Genomic DNA, 15393 nt, shown 5'->3' on the forward strand with positions numbered 1-15393 from the left:
GCTCCCGATGACCGTGCCCGTCCACCACCCGGCCGGCGCGTGGGCCGCCACGCACCGCATGCTCATCGCCGTCATCGCCGTCCTCATGGCGGCCGCCGTCACCGTGGGCATCGTCCTGCTCGTGCAGCTGAGCAGCGACGAGCCCGTGACCGGGACGACGCCCCCGGCCGAACCCGCCGTCGAGGACACCGGCGGGGTCCCGCCCTCCGTGGAGGTCTGCGGCAACCTGGAGTCGGTGGCCGCCGCGCTGCTCTGCTGAGCGGCGCCCGGGCCCGCCGTCCGTGGGGACGGCGGGCCCGAGGGGTCAGTGCCCGGGGACCGTACGGCCGCTGCCGTCGTCCTCGGGGTCCTGCCGGTCCGGCGGGGCCTCGACGACGATGGGGCGCAGCCGCGACCACAGCGCGAACGCGGCCGCGAACACGATCATGGCCAGGCCCGCCCACAGGTTGGCGTTGACGTCACCGGTCTTCTCCTGCTCGGCCGGCGAGTTCCCGAACAGGCCCGCGAGGACCAGCACGACGCCGTAGAAGCCGATGAGTGCGGCGATGACGTTGCGGACGTCGAACGCGCCCGCCTGGTGCGCCGGAGCGCCGGAGCGCGAGGTGCTGCTGCTCATGACCGGACTCCTGCCGTCAGCGGAAGATGACATTGAGGATGATGACCATCACCAGCGAGATGCCGGCGAGCTTGGTCGGCGACTGGTACCAGGGCAGCCGGTGCGCGTCGGGGTCGGTCCGCTGCTCCTTCGGGGTCTCGGAGTAGACGAGCCCGGCGAGCTGGGCCACCGGCTTGGGCGCGGTGACCTGGCTGACCACGACGCTGACCACGATGTCGACGAGGAACGCGGCGCTCGCGGCGACGAAGCTCGCGCCCTGGCCGCTGATGGGGAGCACACCCAGCGACGCCGCCCCGAACGCGTCCTCGCTGAGGAAGGCGACGGTGACCGCGGCCAGCGTCCCGGACACCAGGCCCGCCCAGCCGGCCGTCGCCGTCATCCGCTTCCAGAACATGCCGAGGATGAACGTGGCGAACAGCGGGGCGTTGAAGAAGCCGAACAGCGTCTGCAGGTAGTCCATCAGGTTCGTGTAGCCCGACGCGATGATCGCCGTCCCGATGGCGGCCACGGTGGCGCCGACGGTCGCCCACCGGCCCACGACCAGGTAGTAGTGGTCGGGCCGGTCCTTCTTCACGTACTGCTGCCACAGGTCGTAGCTGAAGACCGTGTTGAAGGCGGAGATGTTGGCCGCCATGCCGGCCATGAAGGCCGCCAGCAGGCCGGCGAGCGCGACACCGAGCAGGCCGTTGGGCAGGGTGTCGCGGATCAGCATGAGCAGCGCGTTGTTGTAGTCGAACTCCGCGTCGGCGGTGGCCCGGGCCTCGATGACCTCCGGCACCAGGACCGTGGCGATGATGCCCGGGACCACCACGATGAACGGCACGAACATCTTCGGGAAGGACCCGATGACCGGCGTGCTGCGCGCCGCGGACATCGACTTGGTCGCCATGGCCCGCTGGACCTCGACGAAGTTCGTCGTCCAGTAGCCGAACGACAGCACGAACCCGAGGCCGAAGACGATGCCGATGACCGACAGGACCGGGTTCTCGATGCCGGAGAGCTCCGTGGCCGGCCACGAGCTGAGCTCCTCGGCGCGTCCGGCGTCGGTGACCTTGTCGACCAGACCGCCGACGCCGCCGACGCGGTGCAGGCCGATGAGGGTCAGCGGCAGCAGCGCGGCGACGATGACGAAGAACTGCAGGACCTCGTTGTAGATCGCCGCCGACAGCCCGCCGAGGGTGATGTAGCTGAGCACCACGGCCGCCGCGACGATCAGCGACACCCACAGCGGCCAGCCGAGCAGGGCGTTGACGATCGTGGCGAGCAGGAACAGGTTGATGCCGGCGATGAGGATCTGCGCGGTGGCGAAGCTGAGCGCGTTGACCAGGTGGGCGCCGGTGCCGAACCGGCGGCGCATGAACTCCGGGACGCTGCGGACCTTCGACCCGTAGTAGAAGGGCATCATCACCACGCCCAGGAACAGCATGGCCGGGACCGCGCCGATCCAGAAGTAGTGCACGGTGCTCATGCCGTACTGCGCGCCGTTGGCCGACATCCCGACGATCTCGACCGCGCCCAGGTTGGCGGAGATGAACGCCAGGCCGGTGATCCAGGCGGGCAGCGAGCGGCCCGACAGGAAGAAGTCCAGGCTGTCGGACACCCGCCGGCGGGCGGCGGCGCCGATCATCAGCACGACGGCGAAGTAGACGGCCACCAGCAGGTAGTCGACGAACCCCGCGTCCAGTCTCAGGTCGTCCACTCGGGCCTCCCTCGGGTCAGGTCAGGACAGGCGGCGGGCCCCCGCGGAGGGGACCACGACGTAGGAACGGGTGGCGCCGGCGCGCCCGGTGACGGCGGCGGCGACGTCGTCGACGGCCGCGGCGTCGACGAGCGCGACCGCGCTCCCGCCGAAGCCGCCGCCCACCATGCGCGCACCGTGCGCCCCGGCGGCCAGCGCCGTCTCGACGATCGCGTCGAGCTCGGGCACCGACACCTCGAAGTCGTCGCGCAGCGAGGCGTGCCCGGCGGTGAGCACCGGGCCGACCTCCCGCGGGTCGCCGCCGGCCCGCAGCAGGCCGACGACCTCCGCGACGCGGGCGTCCTCGGTGACCACGTGGCGGGCCCGGCGCAGCAGCAGCGCGCCGCGCCCGGTGCCGTCGTCCAGCGGCGCGAGGGCGTCGACGCCGGGCGCCTCGCAGAGCAGGCCGACGGCCAGCCGCCGGGCGGCCTCCTCGCACTCGCGGCGCCGGTCGCCGTAGCCGCCGTCGGCGTGGCTGTGGGTGGTGCCCGAGTCGACCACCAGCAGCGCCAGGCCCGCCGCCTCGAGGTCGAGGGGCACCTGCTCGCTGCCGCGGTCGCGGGTGTCCAGGTGCAGCGCGTGCCCGGCGGTGCACAGCACCGACGCGGACTGGTCGAGGATCCCGGTGGGCGCGCCGACGAAGTCGTTCTCGGCCCGCCGGGCGACGTCGACCAGCTCGTCCGGGCCGAGATCCAGGTCCAGCAGGTCGCGCAGGGCCACGGCGACGGCGCACTCCAGCGCCGCCGACGACGACAGCCCCGCGCCGGCCGGGACGTCGCCGTCGACCAGCAGGCTCAGGCCCCCGGGCACCGCCTCGCGCAGCTGGTGGACGACGCCGGCCGGGTAGCCGGCCCAGCCCCCCGGGGTGCCCGGCTCGAGGTCGGCGACCGCGACGTCGGCGTCCGCGCCGGGGTGCTGGGCGGAGACGAGGACGAGCCGGCCGTCGTCGCGGCGGGCGACCGCGGCCCGGGTGGTGTGCGGCAGGGCGACCGGCAGCACGTGCCCGCCGTTGTAGTCGGTGTGCTCGCCGATGACGTTGACCCGCCCGGGCGCGGCCCAGACGCCCTCGGGCGCGGCGCCGAACCGCTCGGTGAACGCGGCGACGGCGCGGGCCGCGGCCTCCTCGTCGGTGGGCAGCCCGCTCACGGGACCACCACGTTCCGCAGCTGCTCGGCGACGTCCTCGGGGTTGGTGTCGGTGATGAACGCGCCCATCCCCGACTCCGAGCCCGCCAGGTACTTGAGCTTGCCCGGCGCGCGGCGCAGCGAGAACAGCTGCAGGTGCAGCCACCAGTCCTCCCGCCCGGTGCGCACCGGCGCCTGGTTCCACGCGGCGATGTAGGGCATCGGGGTGTCCATGCGGTGCGCGAAGCGGCCGAGGACGTCGAGGTAGACCTCGGCCAGCGCGTCCCGCTGCGCGTCGTCGAGGGCGGGCAGGTCGGGCACCCGGCGGGTGGGGAACAGCTGCACCTCGTAGGGCCAGCGCGCCGCGGCCGGGACGAAGGCCACCCAGTGCTCGTTCGCCGCCACCACCCGCGGCCCGGTGCGCTCGGACTCCACGACCTCGGCGAACAGGTCCCCGCCGGTCTCCTCGCGGTGCCGGCGCACCGAGGCGAGCACCTTCTCCACCCGCGGGGTCACGAACGGGTAGGCGTAGATCTGCCCGTGGGGGTGCGACAGCGTCACCCCGATCTCCTCGCCGGAGTTCTCGAAGCAGAAGACCTGCTCGACGCCGTCGATGCCACCGAGCTCCGCGGTGCGGTCGGCCCAGACGTCGATCACCAGCCGCGCGCGGTCGCGGCCCAGCCCGGCGAAGTGCTGGTCGTGGTCGCTGGTGAACAGCACCACCTCGCAGCGGCCGAACCCGGGGCGCAGCTCGGCCAGCGGGGCCCCGGGCGCGGTGGGCGGCACGTCGCGGTCGACCGCGGTCGACAGCGACGGGAAGCGGTTCTCGAAGACGGCGACCTGGTAGTCGGCCTCGGGCACCTCGGTGGGCCGGCCGGGCCGCGACGGGCACAGCGGGCACTGGTCGGCCGGCGGCAGGAAGGTGCGCGTCTGCCGGTGGGCGGCGATCACGACCCACTCGCCGAGCAGCGCGTCCCGGCGCAGCTGCGAGTGGGTGCCGACGGGCGGCAGGTCGCGGGTGTCCTCGGCGACGCGGGCGGGCGTGCCGTCCGCGTCGAAGTAGACGATCTCGCGGCCGTCGGCCAGCCGTCGACTGGTCCGGATCACCAGGTCCGCCTCCGTTCCCGGCCCGGGATGGGGCCCTGGGAACGCTACGTCCGCTCGCGATCATGGGCCACTCGGGGGCCGGGAACGGCGCAGGGCCCCCGGCCGGGTGGCCGGGGGCCCTGCTGCGCTGTAGCCCCGAAGGGATTCGAACCCTCGCTACCGCCGTGAGAGGGCGGCGTCCTGGACCGCTAGACGACGGGGCCGGACGAGATCCATCCTGCCACGCCCCGCACCGGCACCCGCGACCGGGTCCGGGCGACCGGCCCTGGGAACGGCGAGAGCCCCCGGTCGGTGACCGGGGGCTCTCGCTGCGCTGTAGCCCCGAAGGGATTCGAACCCTCGCTACCGCCGTGAGAGGGCGGCGTCCTGGGCCGCTAGACGACGGGGCCGTGCGGTGGTGCGGGTCGTGCTGTTGAGGAGGTGGTGCTTCCTCGCTGGGGTACCAGGACTCGAACCTAGACTAACGGAGCCAGAATCCGTCGGGCTGCCAATTACCCCATACCCCAAGGTGTTGGCGGGCACCTCGCGGCGCCGGGGAAGACGATACCCGACGTTCCCGGAGCCCGTGTCACCACCCCCCGGTCCGCGGGTCGACGGCCGGGACGCGCAGGTCCAGCGCCCCGGTCAGGATCTCGAACCGCAGCCGGCGGCGGGAGGCGGCCACGAGCGCGACGTAGGCGCCCATCGACACGAGCGTGACCAGCAGGTACAGCAGCCCGACGCCGGCCGGGACCTCCTCCGTGGCGACGTCCTCGCCCAGGGTCCCGGCCAGGAGGAACACCAGCACGTTGTTGACCGCGTGCAGCACGATCGCCGCCTCGAGGCCGCCGGTGAGGAAGACCACTGCCGAGGCGGCCAGCCCGAAGGCGAACCGGTCGAGGAAGGTGACGACGTCGCCCGGCGCGTGGGCCAGCGAGAACAGCGCGGCGGTGACCACCGCGGCCACCACGGCGCCGGCGCGCGGGTCGCGGATCCAGCCGGCGATCGCCTGGCTCAGGTAGCCGCGGAAGACGTACTCCTCGGCCGCCGACTGCAGCGGCGTGGTGAGGACCACGACCAGCAGCAGCCAGGCCAGGTCGTCGACCGGGCCGGTGACCTCGCCGTCGTCGAACAGGTAGCCGAGGACGACCGACAGCGCGATGCCGACGCCGAGGGTGCCCAGCGCCCGGAGGGTGAGCGGCGCGAACAGCCGCCAGCGCAGCCGGGCGAGCACCGACGACGACCACCCCGGCGCCATGCCGTGGGCGGCCACCCACGCCAGCCAGACGATGGGGATCGCGACGATCAGCGAGAGGTTGGTGAGCAGCAGCACGCCGGGGTCGACCAGGTCGAGCAGCTGCAGGTCCGGCGTGACGCCGGTGAGCAGCACGGCGAGGACCACGACGAACGCCGCGACCCCGTAGGCGACGGTGAACAGCAGCAGGCCCAGCACCGGCCGCCACCAGCCCCAGTCCCGCGCGCGCATCGCGAGCAGGTAGGGCTGCGGCACGTCGTGCGGCGGCGTCCCGGGCGGCGGGGCCAGCGCGACGCCGGGAGGGAGGGGCGCGGACGGGAACGGGGCGTGCGGGTGGGGACCGGGCGGGAACGGGCCGTGCGGGAGGGGGCCGGGCGGGAACGGGCCGTGCCCGGCCGGGCCGTGCGGTCCCGGCGGCAGCGCCACGGGACCCAGCGGCCAGGGCACCGGCCCGGCCCCTCCTCCCCCGGCCGGCGCCCACGGAGCCGCCCCGTACGGCGTGCCCGGGACCTGCGGCGGCGCCCCGTACGGGCCGGTGGGCGGCGGGCCGGTGTAGGGCTCGTCCTCCGGGGCCGGCGGGCGGTCCGGGGGCGGCGGTCCCCAGGGCGGGACGGTCACCCCGCCGTGTCCCCCGTCGTGCCCCCCGTCGCCGCGCGGGCCGCCGCCAGCCGGGCCAGCGTGCGCTCGCGGCCGAGCAGCTCGATCGACTCGTACAGCGGCGGGGACACCGTGCGGCCGCTCACCGCCACCCGCACCGGCCCGAACGCCTGCCGCGGCTTGCGGCCCAGGCCCTCGACCAGCGCGGCCTTGAGCGCCTGCTCGATGCCGGCGGCGCTCCAGTCGGCCAGGTCGCGCAGCGCGCCGGCCGCCGCGTCGAGCACCGCGCCGTCGTCGGGGCGCAGGTTCTTGGCCGCCGCGGCCGGGTCGACGGCCACCTCCTCGGTGAAGAGGAAGCCGAGCAGGCCGACGGCGTCGGAGAGGACGACCGTCCGCTCCTGCGCCATCGGGGCGATCGCGCGCAGCACCCGGTCCTGCTCGGCCGTCGGCGGGTCGGTGACCAGCCCGGCGCCGGCGAGGAAGGGCACCACGCGGGCGACGTACTCCTCCACCGGCAGCTCGCGGACGTGGGTGGCGTTGATCGCCTCGGCCTTCCTGACGTCGAAGCGGGCCGGGTTGGCGCTGACCCGGGTGACGTCGAAGGCCTCGACCATCTCGGCGGTGGAGAACACGTCGCGGTCCTCGGCGATCGACCAGCCCAGCAGCGCCAGGTAGTTGGCGAACCCCTCGGGCAGGAAACCGCGCTCGCGGTACACGTCGACGTTGGACTGCGGGTCGCGCTTGGACAGCTTCTTGTTGCCCTCGCCGGTGACGTAGGGCAGGTGGCCGAAGCGCGGGGTGCCGGCGGCGACCCCGACGTCCTGCAGGGCTGCGTAGAGCGCGAGCTGGCGGGGGGTCGAGGGCAGCAGGTCCTCGCCGCGCAGCACGTCGGTGATGCCCATGAGGGCGTCGTCGACGGGGTTCACGAACGGGTAGAGCGGCGCGCCGTTGGCCCGGACGACGACGAAGTCGGGCACGGATCCCGCGGCGAAGCGCACCTCGCCGCGGACCAGGTCGGTCCAGGACAGGTCCTCGTCGGGCATCCGCAGCCGCAGCACCGGCTCGCGGCCCTCGGCGCGGAAGGCGGTCTTCTGCGCGTCGGTGAGGAACCGGTCGGCGTTGTCGTAGCCGAGCTTGGGGTCCTGCCCGGCGGCCAGGCGCCGCGCCTCGACCTCCTCGTTGGTGGAGAAGGACTCGTAGAGGTGCCCCGCCGCGAGCAGCTTCTGCGCCACCTCGCGGTAGACCTCGGAGCGCTCCGACTGCCGGTAGGGGCCGTGCGGGCCGCCGACCTCGGGGCCCTCGTCCCAGTCCAGGCCCAGCCAGCGCAGGCAGTCGAGCAGGTGCCGGTAGGACTCCTCGGAGTCGCGGGCGGCGTCGGTGTCCTCGATGCGGAAGACGAACGTGCCGCCGGTGTGCCGCGCGTGCGCCCAGTTGAACAGCGCGGTGCGCAGCAGGCCGACGTGCACCATGCCCGTCGGCGAGGGGCAGAACCGGGTGCGCACGCCCGTCATCGCGCGCCGCCCGCGGTGGAGGCGGTGTCGGCGCCGCTGACCGTGTTGGCCAGGGAGCCCAGGCCCTCGATCGAGCACTCGACCCGCTGGCCGGGCCGGATCGGCCCGACCCCGGCCGGGGTGCCGGTGAGGACGACGTCGCCGGGGAGCAGCGTCATCACCTGCGAGATGTAGGAGACCAGCGTCGGGACGTCGAACAGCAGCTGGCTGGTGCGCCCGGCCTGCCGCGGCTCGCCGTCGACGGTGCAGGTGATCTCCAGGTCGGCCGGGTCCTTGGCCAGGCCCCGCAGGTCGGTCTCGATCCACGGGCCCAGCGGGCAGAACGAGTCGAAGCCCTTCGCGCGGGTCCACTGCCCGTCGGCCTTCTGCATGTCCCGCTCGGTGACGTCGTTGGCGATCGTGTAGCCGAAGACGCTGCCCGGGACCTGCTCGGGCGTCAGGTTGCGCGCGCCGCGGGCGCCGATGACGACGGCGAGCTCGACCTCGTGGTGCACGTTGGTGCTGCCGGCCGGGATGCGGATGGCGTCGCCGGGGCCGATGACCGACGTCGAGGGCTTGAGGAACAGCAGCGGCCGCTCCGGGGCGTCGCCGGTGTTCATCTCCTTCACGTGGTCGGCGTAGTTCTTGCCGACGCAGACGACCTTGCTCGGCAGGATCGGCGAGAGCAGCCGGACGTCGGCCTGGGCGAACCGCTGGCCGGTGAAGGAGATGGTCCCGAACGGGTGGCCCTCGATCTGGGCGACCTGGCCGTCGCCGTCGAGGACGCCGAAGGACATGCCCGAGGGCGAGGCGAAGCGGACGATGCGCACGACGTCGAGGCTACTGACCCCGCGCGTCCCCGCCGCCCGCCCTACGGTGACCGGGTGGCCTGCCGCCTGAGCGAGATCGTCGTCGACAGCCGGGACCCCGAGACGCTCGCCGCCTGGTGGGCGGAGGTGCTGGGCTACCGGGTGCTCGGCCGCGACGACGACGGGGCGGTGGAGATCGGCCCGGAGGCCGGTTTCGGCGGCGCGGCCCCCACGCTGGTGTTCGCCCCGGTGGCCGAGCCCGACCCCGGCAAGCCGCGGCTGCACCTGGACGTCAACGCCACCGACCGCGACCAGGACGCCGAGCTCCGGCGCCTGCTGGACCTCGGCGCCACCCGGGCCGACGTCGGGCAGACCGGGGAGGAGAGCTGGCACGTGCTCGCCGATCCCGAGGGCAATCCCTTCTGTCTGCTGCGCCGCCGGCTCGACCCGCTGTGACACTGTCGTCCTCCGGACGACACCGCGGCCAGGGAGCGGCCCCGATCGGGCGGAGCCCAGACGGCCGCTCCTGCGCGGAGCCCTCCGGGCCCCACTCGGACCGACCAGAGGAGTGCTCGTGATCCTGATCGTCATCAAGTTCCCCGTCCGGCCCGACAAGGTCGAGGAGTTCCGGGCCCACGCGGACGAGTACGCCGCGGCGGTGAACGCCGAGGAGGGCAGCCTGTTCTTCGAGTGGTCCCGCAGCGTGCTGGACCCCAACACCTTCGTCTGCATCGAGGGCTTCCGGGACGCCGACGCCGGCGCCTCGCACGTGGCCACCCCGCATGCCAAGGCCGCCTTCGACTGGATGTCGGAGCTCGTGGCCGAGCAGCCGCAGATCATCTACGTCGACGAGCCGTCGGTCCCCGGCTTCGGCCCGATGGGCGAGGTCGAGCCGAGGCGCTGACGCCCGCCTCCGGAGGGGCGGCGACGCCCCCTCCGGAGGCCCGGTGGTTGACCCCGGCGCGGCGCCGGCGCGACAGTGACCGGGTGACCCGCGCGCTCGCGGTGCTGACCCTGCTGGCGCTGCTCACCGTCGCGGTCGAGGCCACCGACGACCCCCACCCGCTGCTCGCCGTCGCCCTCGGGACGACGTACGCGGCGCACAGCCTGGTGGCGCTGCCGTGGCTGTCCCGGCAGCCGGCCCCGCGCCGGTACTGGCTGACCGCCGGGCACGTCTGCCTGCAGCTGCCGCTCGGCGTCCTGCTGTTCGGCGCGGCGCACGCCGGCGTCGGGGCGACCCTCCTGCTGCTGGTGCTGGTGGCCCAGTGCGTGCTGCTGCTCCCCCTGCCCGCCGCCGCGGCGGTGACGCTGGTCGTGCCGCTGGTGCACCTCGGGATGGGGTGGGCCGACTTCGCCCGCAACGCGCTCGGGCTGCTCGGCGCCGCGGTGTTCACCGCCGTCGTGACCGCCCTGCTGCAGCAGGCCCAGCGGGCCCGGGCGGAGCTCGCCGAGGCCAACGAGCTGCTGCGCGGGTACGCCGCCCAGGCCGCGGAGCTCGCCACCACGCGCGAGCGCAACCGGCTGGCCCGCGACATCCACGACGGGCTCGGCCACCACCTGACCGTCGTCCAGATGCAGGTGCAGGCAGCCCGCGCGGTGCTGCCGACCGACCCCGCGCGCGCCGACGAGGTGCTCGCGAAGGCGCAGTCCCAGGCGAGCGAGGCGCTGGCCGAGGTGCGCCGGTCGGTGGCGACGCTGCGGGCGCCGGTCTCCCGCCCGCCGCTGCGCGTGGCGCTGGAGACGCTGACCGGCGAGGCGGCGGCCGCGGGGCTGCCCGCCACGCTCGAGGTCACCGGGCCCGAGCGCCCGCTGCCGGAGGAGACCGAGGAGTCGCTGTTCCGGTCGGCGCAGGAGGGGCTGACCAACGTGCGCAAGCACGCCGGCGCCACCTGTGCCCGGGTGACGCTGGCCTACGGCGGGGACGGCACCGTGCGGCTGGCGGTCCGCGACGACGGCCGCGGCCTCCCCGACACCGTCGACGACCGGCCGACCTTCGGCCTGCTCGGGCTGCGCGAGCGCGCCGCCCGGGTGGGCGGCCGGGTCACCGTCGGGCCGTGCGGGGGTGCGGGCACCGAGCTGCTGGTCGAGGTGCCCGGGTGAGCGCCGTCCGCGTGCTCGTCGTCGACGACCAGGCGCTGTTCCGGGAGGCGCTGGTCACCCTGCTCGGCGCGCGGCCGGAGGTCGAGGTCGCCGGCGAGGCCGGGGACGGGCACGAGGCGCTGGAGCGGGCGGCGGCCGTACGTCCCGACGTCGTCCTCATGGACCTGCACATGCCGGTCCTCGACGGGATCGGCGCGACCCGCCGGCTGCGGGTGGAGCAGCCGCACGTCCGCGTGCTGGCGCTGACCACCTTCGACGACGACGAGGACGTCTTCGCCGCGCTCCGCGCCGGCGCGCTGGGCTACCTGCTCAAGGACGTCTCCTCCGACCGGCTGGTCGAGGCGGTCCTGTCGGCCGCCCGCGGCGAGTCGGTGCTGCAGCCGTCGGTCGCGGCGAAGGTGGTGGCCCGCTTCGCCCAGCTGGACGACGGCCCCCGGTCCCGGCCGCAGCCGCTGGTCGTCCCGCTGTCCGACCGCGAGCTCGACGTGCTCCGGCTGCTGGCCGAGGGCCGCAGCAGCCGGGAGATCGCGCGGGCGCTGTACCTGGCGGAGGGCACGGTCAAGAACCACGTGACGAGCGTGCTGGGCAAGCTCGGCGCCCGGGACCGCACCCAGGCGGCGCTGCGCGCCCGCGCGCTCGACCTGGTCTGAGGCCGGTCACGCCGGACCGTGACCGGCGGCCGTGACCTCCGGCACCTGGCGGGGACGGCGCCGCGCCCGACGCTCTCCGCCATGACGACGCAGACCTCTCCCGAGCAGACCCCCACCCGCACCCGGCACACCTGGCACCTGGTCCGCCACTACCTGGAGATGGTCGTGGCGATGGTCGCCGGCATGGTGGTCCTGGGCCCGGTCGGGACCTGGCTCTGGCCGGGACTGGACGACCGCGCCGACGTCCACGCGATGGTGATGGCGACGGACATGGCGATCGGGATGGCCGCCTGGATGCGGTTCCGCCGGCACTCCTGGCCGGCGATCGCCGAGATGTCCGCGGCGATGTACGTGCCGTTCGTCGTGCTGCTGGTGCCGTACTGGACCGGGACCATCTCGGCGTCGGCCCTGTTCACCGCCGGGCACGTGCTGATGCTCCCGGCGATGGCGCTGGCCATGTGGTGGCGCCTCGACGAGTACCACTGACACCGTCGGCCCACCGGCCGACACCGCGGCCAGGTGCCGTCCCCGACCTGCGCTGAGCCCACCCCCGCATGCCGGTCGGGAGGCCTCCGGCCCCCGCGACCGGGATGCGGCCTAACGGTGGCGGACGGCGTAGGTCAGCGCGTCGACCAGCGCGTGCCAGGAGGCCTCGACGATGTTGTCGTGGACGCCGACGGTGGTCCACTCCCCCACCCCGTCGGTGGTGTCCACGAGCACCCGGGTGGTGGCGCTGGTGCCGCCCTTCCACCCGAGGATGCGGACCTTGTAGTCGGCCAGCGAGACGTCGGCCAGCCGCGGGTGGCGGCTGACCAGCGCCTGGCGCAGCGCGTTGTCCAGCGCGTTGACCGGGCCGTTGCCCTCGCCGGTGCTGATGATCCGCTCGCCGTCGACGTGGACCTTCACCGTCGCCTCGCTCATCACGACGCCGTTGGCCCCGTGCTCGACCGTCGTCCGGTAGCTCTCCAGCTCGAACAGCGGGGCGGGCGCGCCGGGCAGCTGCGAGCGCAGCAGCAGCTCGAAGGAGGCGTCGGCGGCCTCGAACGACCAGCCCTCGGCCTCGAGCACCTTCACCTGGTCCACCACCCGGCCGACGGCGTCGGCGTGCCCCTCGAGGTCGACGCCGAGCTCGCGGCCCTTGAGCTCCACCGAGGCGCGGCCGGCCATCTCGGTGACCAGGATGCGCATGTCGTTGCCGACGACGGCCGGGTCGAGGTGGTTGTACAGCTCCGGGCTGACCTTGATCGCGCTGGCGTGCAGGCCGGCCTTGTGCGCGAAGGCCGACGTCCCGACGTAGGGCTGGTGGTCGTCGGGGGCGATGTTGGCGAGCTCGGCGATGGCGTGGCTGACCCGCTGCAGCTCGGCCAGGCACTCCGCGGGCACCACCGGCAGGCCCATCTTGGTGACCAGGTTGGCCACCAGCGCGAAGGTGTCGGCGTTGCCGGCCCGCTCGCCGTAGCCGTTGGCGGTGCCCTGCACGTGGGTCACCCCCGCCTCGACGGCGGCCAGCGAGTTGGCGACCGCGCACCCGGTGTCGTCCTGGCAGTGGATGCCGAGCCGGCCCTCCACCCGCGACCGGACGTCGGCGACCACCCGGGCCACGCCCATCGGCAGCATCCCGCCGTTGGTGTCGCACAGGACGCCGACCTCGGCGCCGGCGCCGAACGCGGCCCGGAGCACCGCGACGCCGTAGTCGGGGTCGGCGGCGTGGCCGTCGAAGAAGTGCTCGCAGTCGAGGAACACCCGCCGGCCGTGGGCGACGAGGTACGCGACGGTGTCGGCGACCATCGCGAGGTTCTCCTCGAGCGTGGTGCGCAGCGCCTCCCGCACGTGGCGGACGTCGGACTTGGCGACCAGGCAGACCACCGGCGCGCCGGCGTCGAGCAGCGCGCGCACCTGCGGGTCGTCCTCGACGCGGACGCCGGCCCTGCGGGTGGCGCCGAACGCGACCAGCACCGCGTGCCGGAGCTTCAGCTCGGTGCGGGCGCGGGCGAAGAACTCGGTGTCCTTGGGCAGCGCCCCCGGCCAGCCGCCCTCGATGTAGCCGACGCCGATCTCGTCGAGCAGCCGGGCGACGGCGAGCTTGTCGGCGACGGAGAAGCTGATCCCCTCGCGCTGGGCGCCGTCGCGCAGCGTGGTGTCGAAGACGTGGAAGTCGCTGGTGACGGCTGGGGTGGAGGCGTCGGTGGCCACGGGTGCTCCCGGGGGTTCGACGGCGATCAGGCCCCTGACACGAGAAAGACCCCCCGGGTACGGAGGGTCTGCGCGCGGTCGGGGGTGCTGACCGCGCGCTAGGCGATGATGATCGTGCCGGACAGGTGCATCACCGCGGAGTCTAGCGCGCCGCCACCGGTCGCCGGCCCGCGTGGCACCGTCAGCGCCGGAGGAAGGACCGCAGGTCCGGCAGCAGCACAGGTGGGCGGCCGCGGGGCCACAGGGCGACGAGGTCCGCGTCGATCGGCGGGTCGAACGGCAGGGCGACCAGGCGGGGCCGGGCCCGGCGGTCGAGCTCCCCGGCCGGACACAGGCTGACACCTCGTCCCGCCTCCACCGCGTCGAGCATGGCGGCCTGGGCGTCGTCCAGGACCGGGACGTGGGTGACCGACGGCCGCCGGCCGGCCGGGTCGGTCAGGGCGGCGAGGAAGGAGTCGTAGAAGGCGCGCGTGCCCGCGGTGGGCCGGTACAGCACCAGGCACCGGCCGGTCAGGTCGGCGCGGGGCAACCGCTCCCGGCGCGCCAGCGGGTCGTCGTCGCGCACGACCCCGTGCAGCGGCACGGGGACGAGCGGCGCCCAGTCCACCGAGGTGTCGCCGTCCGGAGGCGCGGTCCACCCCACGCCGAGGTCGAGCCGTCCGGCACGGACGTCCCGGACCACGTCGTCCTGCTGCTGGATGACCAGCCGCAGCTCGACGTCGGGCCGGGAGGTCCCGAACCGCCGCAGCCGACGCACCCACGGGTCGGGACAGTGGATGTCCACGCCGAGCCGCAGCCTGGTCTGCGTGCCGCCCGCGCGGCGTGCCTCGGCGGCCGCCTGACGGGCCAGCTCCACGGCCCCGCGCGCCCCGGCGAGGAAGGCGTGCCCGGCCGGGGTCAGGTCCACGCCGTGGCTGTCCCGGTCGAACAGCCGCGTCCCGAGCTGGCGTTCCAGGCGCTGCACCTGCTGGGTGAGCGCGGACTGGGTCAGGTGCAGCCGGGCGGCGGCACGGCCGAAGTGCAGCTCCTCGGCGAGGACCACGAACGGGGGGAGGAGACGCGGGTCCGGGTCGGACACGCGGCATCCGACCACGTCCGGGGGGCGGCGATCAACCCCGCTGATCGCCGGTGGCCGCAGGTCCCATCGCCGGGTCCTGGCCCCCCGTCGCCGACGTCGGCACGCTGGTGGTGGCAGCCCGCCGTCCGCACGCCGTCGAGGGAGGAGTGGGGTCGTGGACCTGGGGTCGTTGCGCGTCAACCAACTGTCCGACGCCGGCTGGACGTGGTACCAGGAGTACCTGACCGTGCTGGACGCCTACGACCTGGAGGGCTACGCGGCCTTCCTCGCCCCGGAGGTGTCGGTGCAGTTCGGCAACGACGAGCCGCTGCGGGGACGCGACGCCGTCACGGCCGGGCTGGGCGCCTTCTGGGGCTCGGTCACCGGCCTGGGCTGGCGCCTGCTGCACGAACCGCTGAACGTCTACGGCGACGACTCCCGCTTCGTGCTGGAGGCGCTGAACCACTACGACCGCGAGGGCGGTCCCCGGGTCACCGTCCGCGCCACGGCCTGGACCGACCGCCGCGACGACGGCCTGGTGACGTCCGTCCGGCTCTACCAGGACGTCTCGCCGCTGTACGCGCCGCGGCCCTGACGTCGCGCCGACCGCGCGCGGCGGTGCCCGGCCTCACCCTGCGGGGCGCGGCCGGGCACCACACGGCGAGGTCCGGGCCGGGG

At 74.7% G+C, this 15393-nt stretch carries 16 protein-coding genes and 3 tRNA genes; 7 read left to right on the forward strand and 12 right to left on the reverse strand.

Annotated elements, in window-relative coordinates; translation table 11 throughout:
* Positions 1-7 precede the first annotated feature (7 nt).
* Positions 8-259 (forward strand): hypothetical protein, encoded by a 252-nt coding sequence (locus ACI798_RS04700; RefSeq protein ID WP_456940186.1) that lies wholly within the window; start codon positions 8-10, stop codon positions 257-259.
* Between the two features lie 45 nt (positions 260-304).
* On the opposite strand, the gene ACI798_RS04705 is transcribed toward ACI798_RS04700, so the two are convergent.
* The 10 genes from ACI798_RS04705 to ACI798_RS04750 all read right to left on the reverse strand — a co-directional run bounded on the left by ACI798_RS04705 (position 305) and on the right by ACI798_RS04750 (position 8736).
* A complete protein-coding gene (locus tag ACI798_RS04705; protein WP_456940187.1) occupies positions 305-616 on the reverse strand; it encodes a hypothetical protein in 312 nt (103 codons plus the stop codon).
* A gap of 16 nt (positions 617-632) precedes the next feature.
* On the reverse strand, positions 633-2315 hold the full coding sequence (locus tag ACI798_RS04710; RefSeq protein ID WP_456940188.1) for a sodium:solute symporter family protein: 1683 nt from the start codon (positions 2313-2315) through the stop codon (positions 633-635).
* Positions 2316-2336: 21 nt separating this feature from the next.
* Positions 2337-3500: a galactokinase gene (gene galK, locus ACI798_RS04715; protein ID WP_456940189.1), complete on the reverse strand. Its 1164-nt coding sequence runs from the start codon at positions 3498-3500 to the stop codon at positions 2337-2339.
* On the reverse strand, positions 3497-4585 hold the full coding sequence (galT, locus tag ACI798_RS04720; RefSeq protein ID WP_456940190.1) for a galactose-1-phosphate uridylyltransferase: 1089 nt from the start codon (positions 4583-4585) through the stop codon (positions 3497-3499). The genes galK and galT overlap by 4 nt, the downstream gene beginning before the upstream one ends.
* 130 nt (positions 4586-4715) lie before the next feature.
* Positions 4716-4788 (reverse strand) — tRNA-Glu (locus tag ACI798_RS04725).
* A 113-nt stretch (positions 4789-4901) separates the two neighbouring features.
* Positions 4902-4974, reverse strand: a tRNA-Glu gene (locus tag ACI798_RS04730).
* Between the two features lie 45 nt (positions 4975-5019).
* Positions 5020-5091, reverse strand: a tRNA-Gln gene (locus ACI798_RS04735).
* A gap of 62 nt (positions 5092-5153) precedes the next feature.
* Positions 5154-6266 (reverse strand): CPBP family intramembrane glutamic endopeptidase, encoded by a 1113-nt coding sequence (locus ACI798_RS04740; protein ID WP_457047361.1) that lies wholly within the window; start codon positions 6264-6266, stop codon positions 5154-5156.
* Between the two features lie 167 nt (positions 6267-6433).
* A complete protein-coding gene (gene gltX / locus ACI798_RS04745; RefSeq protein WP_456940192.1) occupies positions 6434-7927 on the reverse strand; it encodes a glutamate--tRNA ligase in 1494 nt (497 codons plus the stop codon).
* A complete protein-coding gene (locus ACI798_RS04750; protein WP_456940193.1) occupies positions 7924-8736 on the reverse strand; it encodes a fumarylacetoacetate hydrolase family protein in 813 nt (270 codons plus the stop codon). Before ACI798_RS04750 ends, gltX begins: the two co-directional genes overlap by 4 nt.
* Before the next feature lie 54 nt (positions 8737-8790).
* Between ACI798_RS04750 and ACI798_RS04755 the strand changes: the two genes are divergently transcribed.
* From ACI798_RS04755 to ACI798_RS04775, 5 genes are all read left to right on the forward strand, one after another.
* The gene (locus tag ACI798_RS04755; RefSeq protein ID WP_457047362.1) at positions 8791-9171 is read left to right on the forward strand and encodes a VOC family protein; all 381 of its coding nucleotides are present in this window, start codon (positions 8791-8793) and stop codon (positions 9169-9171) included.
* A gap of 118 nt (positions 9172-9289) precedes the next feature.
* Positions 9290-9619 (forward strand): putative quinol monooxygenase, encoded by a 330-nt coding sequence (locus ACI798_RS04760; protein WP_457047363.1) that lies wholly within the window; start codon positions 9290-9292, stop codon positions 9617-9619.
* Between the two features lie 83 nt (positions 9620-9702).
* Positions 9703-10815: a sensor histidine kinase gene (locus ACI798_RS04765; protein ID WP_456940196.1), complete on the forward strand. Its 1113-nt coding sequence runs from the start codon at positions 9703-9705 to the stop codon at positions 10813-10815.
* Positions 10812-11465, forward strand: coding sequence for a response regulator (locus ACI798_RS04770; protein ID WP_457047364.1), 654 nt, complete (start codon positions 10812-10814; stop codon positions 11463-11465). The genes ACI798_RS04765 and ACI798_RS04770 overlap by 4 nt, the downstream gene beginning before the upstream one ends.
* 81 nt (positions 11466-11546) lie before the next feature.
* The gene (locus ACI798_RS04775) at positions 11547-11951 is read left to right on the forward strand and encodes a hypothetical protein (protein ID WP_457047365.1); all 405 of its coding nucleotides are present in this window, start codon (positions 11547-11549) and stop codon (positions 11949-11951) included.
* A 111-nt stretch (positions 11952-12062) separates the two neighbouring features.
* On the opposite strand, the gene cimA is transcribed toward ACI798_RS04775, so the two are convergent.
* Positions 12063-13658 carry a citramalate synthase gene (gene cimA, locus ACI798_RS04780; RefSeq protein ID WP_456940199.1) on the reverse strand — a complete coding sequence of 532 codons (1596 nt, stop codon included), beginning with the start codon at positions 13656-13658 and terminating at the stop codon, positions 12063-12065.
* 181 nt (positions 13659-13839) lie between these two features.
* A complete protein-coding gene (locus ACI798_RS04785) occupies positions 13840-14736 on the reverse strand; it encodes a LysR family transcriptional regulator (RefSeq protein WP_456940200.1) in 897 nt (298 codons plus the stop codon).
* Between the two features lie 154 nt (positions 14737-14890).
* Between ACI798_RS04785 and ACI798_RS04790 the strand changes: the two genes are divergently transcribed.
* The gene (locus ACI798_RS04790; RefSeq protein WP_456940201.1) at positions 14891-15310 is read left to right on the forward strand and encodes a nuclear transport factor 2 family protein; all 420 of its coding nucleotides are present in this window, start codon (positions 14891-14893) and stop codon (positions 15308-15310) included.
* Positions 15311-15393 lie beyond the last annotated feature (83 nt).

Source organism: Geodermatophilus sp. SYSU D01045 (assembly GCF_054050295.1).